Below are 4133 nucleotides of genomic sequence, written 5' to 3'. Positions count from 1 at the left end.
GGTCCGGGTCAGGCATCGATACGCAGAGTCGAAAGCCCGGCCGACGCCAGGGTTTCTCAATACAACGCATGGCTGGCATGCATTTATTGCGCCCCTCCGATGCAACCGCGGCCCCGGCTGCTGCATTGGTTGGGTATGCAAGGCGAGCACCGTATCATGACCAGCGTGACCCCGATCCAGGCCCAGCCGGCCGATGCCGCGCAGCAGACCCCGGCGGCCCAGCCGGAGGCCTTCAATTTCCACGAGCATCTCGTGGCCCTGCTGCCGCGTCTGCGGGTGCAGGCGGTCTCCATGACCCGCAACCGCGCCGATGCCGACGACCTGGTGCAGGCCGCGGTCAGCAACGCGCTGGCGGCGCAGCACAGCTTCACCCCGGGGACGAATTTCGGCGCCTGGATGTTCCGCATCCTGCGCAACCGCTTCCTGTCCGACATCCGTCGCCGCCGCGACACCTGCGACATGGACAGCGCCCCCGCCGAGGCCCTGGCCCGTCCGGCCGCGCAGGAAGACAGCCTGGCGCTGCGCGAGCTGCGCCGCCGCCTGGCCGACCTGCCGGAAGATCACCGCACCGCGCTGCTGCTGGTGACCGTCCAGGGCATGTCCTACGAGGAAGCCGCGGGCGTCATGAAATGCGCCGTCGGCACCGCCAAGTGCCGCGTCTTCCGCGCCCGCCGCCAGCTCGAGGCGTGGCTGATGGGCGAGAAGCAGGCTCCCCGGCGGGCTGAGAAGGCCGCCGACAAGAAGTCTGGCGTGAGCACCAAGGCACAGGCAGTGTCTGGCGGAACCGGTCGCTCCAATGATAGCCTGCGCGGCTCGGGCCGTGCGACTGAGGCGCGGGCGCTGCATCCGGAAATGTGATGGACGATCGAGCAGACAAGCGCATGCTGGCGGAAACGGCCGTGGAGGCCAGCCGACCTGGCTCACGGCACGCCCGCCCGGGCGCGCCCGATGCTGCCTTCGACCTTTGGCTCCAACGCGGGCTCCACGCGATGTATGACGACATCGCGAAGGAGCCCATCCCGGACGAGTTGCTGCGTCTGATCGAACAGGACCGCTCCGGTGGCGCCACCCAACCCTCCCCCGACGCATCGTCAGGGGGCCAGCCATCGGGGGGAAATCCCGGTTCCGGGGGCGGCGTCGCCTGACGCCCCCATAGCCGACGCGCCCGTAGCTGAAGCGCCGGCGCCGGCCCCCGCGGGCCGGCCCGCCACCCCGGCCACCCCAGGCTTCCTGCACCGCCATTTCCCGCTGCGCCGCATGCTGCGCGGCGTGCGCGGCCGCATGCTCCTCCTCCTCCTCGCCGCCAGCGTGCCCGTCGTCGGCATCGCCGGCGCCAATGCCGTGCTCAGCTACGAGGCTGAGCTCGCCGCCGGCCGCCGCACCGCCCGCATCCTGGGCGACGTCGCCGCCGCCCGCCACGGCGCCGCCATCGAGCTGCTGCAGGACACCCTGAACGGCCTGGCCCGCGACGCCCGCATGCTGGCCGCCGGCGATGCCTGCGCCGGCCTGGTCTCCGATGTCGCCGGCCTCTATCGCGGCCGCTTCGGCAATGTCTGGGTCACCGAGCCGGATGGCAGGCTGCGCTGCAGCGCCCTGCCGGCGCCGGCCGACAGCAGCATGGGCCGCGACCCCGCCTTCCGCGCCAGCCTGGCCGCCAACACCTTCACCCTCAGCCCGTTCCGCCAGGGCCGCGCCAGCGACCTGCCGGTGGTCACCGCCACCCTGCCGATCCGCATCGATGGCGAGCTGCGCGGCGTCGTCGCCGCCAGCCTGCTGCTGAACTACTTCATCCAGGCCGAGACCCGCGGCGACATCCAGGACAACCTGAAGGGCTGGGCGCAGCGCATCTGGCTGGTCGACAGCGAGGCCACCGCCCTGCCGCTGACCCGCGCCGCCATCACCGAGCTGCCCGACCCCGGCGTGCTGCGCCGGCTGCGCGACGAGCCCGGCCCGACCTCGCTGGAAATTCCCGCCCGCGGCGGCGCCGACTTCGCCTATGCCAGCACCCAGCTCGATTCCGGCCTGCGCCTGCTGGTCGGCCTGCCCACCGGCGAGATCCGCCGCGCCGCCGACACCGTGCTGGCCCGCCGCGCCGCCGAGCTCGCCGCCTTCCTGCTGGCCTGCCTCGTCGTCATCGTGCTGGGCGCCGACATCGCCATCGCCCGGCCGCTGCGCAGCCTGGCCTGGCGGGTGCGGGCCTGGCGCCCCGGCGCCGCCTTCGGCGGCCGCGCCCTGCGCGGCGAGCCCGACGAGGTCCGCGCGCTGGAGCAGGCCTTCACCGACGCCGCCTCCGCCATCTCCGCCCGCCAGGACGAGCTCCGCGCCGCCCTGCGCCAGCGCGACCTGCTGATGGCCGAGATCCACCACCGGGTGAAGAACAACCTGCAGATCGTGGCCAGCCTGCTGAACCTGCAGGCCGGCCGGCTGCGCGACCCCAAGGCGAAGGCCGAGTTCGCCACCGCCCGCGACCGCGTCCAGGCGCTGGCGACGCTGCACCGCCACCTCTACACCAACCAGACCTTCGAGGTGATCGCGCTGCGGCCCTTCCTCGAGGAGCTGGCGCAGCAGCTGTTCGCCGCCCTCGGCGAGCGGCCCGGCCAGCGTATCACCCTGTCGATCGAGGCCGACGAGCTCGAGATCGTCACCGACCAGGCCGTCTCCCTGGCGCTGCTGATCACCGAGACGGTGACCAACGCCATCAAGCACGGCTTCGCCGATGCCCGCAGCGGCACCCTGACCATCTCCGTCCGCGCCGACCCCCGGCGCGAGGGCGAGGAGGAGGACCAGGTGGTGCTGCGCGTCCATGACGACGGCATCGGCCTGCGGCTGAACGACGACGAGCCCGGGCCCGGCCAGGGCATCGGCCTGACCCTGATCCGCGGCTTCGCCCAGCACCTGGGCGGCGAGATCGACATCCAGGGCGAGGGCGGCACCGAGATGACGCTGCGCTTCCCGCTGCGCCGGCGCGAGGCCGAGCCCGCGGTCCCCACCCGCTACGAGGCGCCGCCCGCCTCCGTCCGCGCCTGATACCATCGCCCCTGCGCGGCCCGTGTGTCGCGCCGCAACCCGAGCATGGGCGCGGCGTTGACCTGACAGCACGGCGAAGGAGCCCCGCGTGATGATCAAGATGATGAAGGCCGCCCTGCCCCTGCTGGCGCTGGCCGCCCCCCTGGCGCTGGCCGCCTGCAACGAGGGCCCGGCCGAGCGCGCCGGCCGCGGCCTGGACAATGCCGCCGCCAATGTCCGCGACGCCGTCGACCCGCCGAAGGGCCCGGTCGAGCGCCTGGGCCGCAGCATCGACCGCGCCACCAACTGATCCGCCGCGCCGCGGCGCCGTGGCTGCGGTTGCAGCCCGGCCGCCGAAGCGCGATCCTGCACACCACCCTCCCGAGGAGGCACCGCATGCGCCGCTTCTCCGTTCCCTTCGACACCGGCTCCGTCGAGGACCGCATCACCGACCTGCGCCAGCGCCTGGACGCCCTGGTCGAGGACCAGATCAACCCGGCCATCAGCCGCGCCGGCAGCCGCGCCCAGGACCTGGCCAGCCAGCTGGGCAATTCCACCCGGCATGAGGCGCAGCAGGTCGTCAGCCTGGTGCGCGACCGGCCCGTCGCCACCATCGCGGTGGCCGTCGGCATCGGCTTCCTCCTCGCCAAGCTGCTGAAGCGCTAGCCGGCGATGCGCGCGCTCCGCCTCGCCACGGCCTCGCTCGAGGCGGAGCGCGTCCGTCTGGGCCTGTTCAGCCGCCGTCTGGCGGTCCGCCTGGCCTTCGCCATCGTCGCCGTCCTGTTCCTGTGCGGCGCCTTCGCCATGCTGCATGTGCTGGCCTGGCTGGCGCTGGAACGACATGTCGGGCCGATCGGCCGCGCCGGGCTGCTGCTGGGGGCCGATCTGCTGATCGCCCTGGCCTTCCTGGCCATCGCCGCCCGCGACCGGCCGACCACCCCGGAAATCGAGGCCCGCATCCTGCGTGACACCGCGCTCACCCAGGCCCGCGCCAGCTTCGGACTGCTGCCGCTGCTCGGCGGCGTGGCCAGCTCGCCGCTGCTGGGGATCCTGTTCGGGTTTCTGCGGCGGCGTCGGTAGGAGTTAGCAAGGCTGGGGGGAAGTATCCCCCCAGGCCCCCATCTATT

The 4133-nt window shown here is 73.1% G+C and carries 5 protein-coding genes and 1 pseudogene; all 6 read left to right on the top strand.

Annotated features, from left to right (window positions below):
- Window positions 1-156 precede the first annotated feature (156 nt).
- The 6 genes and pseudogenes from GVN67_RS28325 to GVN67_RS28300 all read left to right on the top strand — a co-directional run bounded on the left by GVN67_RS28325 (window position 157) and on the right by GVN67_RS28300 (window position 4086).
- Complete coding sequence (locus GVN67_RS28325) at window positions 157-858, top strand: sigma-70 family RNA polymerase sigma factor (protein WP_255430451.1); 702 nt, start codon at window positions 157-159, stop codon at window positions 856-858.
- Window positions 858-1058: pseudogene (locus tag GVN67_RS28320) on the top strand (NepR family anti-sigma factor); the annotation flags it as partial. The gene GVN67_RS28325 and the pseudogene GVN67_RS28320, both read left to right, overlap by 1 nt.
- A gap of 223 nt (window positions 1059-1281) precedes the next feature.
- Window positions 1282-3027, top strand: a complete 1746-nt coding sequence (locus GVN67_RS28315) for a sensor histidine kinase (protein ID WP_160000646.1) — start codon at window positions 1282-1284, stop codon at window positions 3025-3027.
- Window positions 3028-3118: 91 nt separating this feature from the next.
- Window positions 3119-3316, top strand: a complete 198-nt coding sequence (locus tag GVN67_RS28310; RefSeq protein ID WP_235035595.1) for a hypothetical protein — start codon at window positions 3119-3121, stop codon at window positions 3314-3316.
- An 86-nt stretch (window positions 3317-3402) separates the two neighbouring features.
- Window positions 3403-3672: a hypothetical protein gene (locus GVN67_RS28305; protein ID WP_160000645.1), complete on the top strand. Its 270-nt coding sequence runs from the start codon at window positions 3403-3405 to the stop codon at window positions 3670-3672.
- A gap of 6 nt (window positions 3673-3678) precedes the next feature.
- Window positions 3679-4086 (top strand): hypothetical protein, encoded by a 408-nt coding sequence (locus tag GVN67_RS28300; RefSeq protein ID WP_160000644.1) that lies wholly within the window; start codon window positions 3679-3681, stop codon window positions 4084-4086.
- The last annotated feature ends 47 nt before the right edge of the window (window positions 4087-4133 follow it).

It is taken from the genome of Roseomonas sp. 18066 (assembly GCF_902706185.1).
GTDB lineage: Bacteria > Pseudomonadota > Alphaproteobacteria > Acetobacterales > Acetobacteraceae > Pseudoroseomonas.
This window is presented reverse-complemented; position numbering and strand designations above follow the sequence as displayed.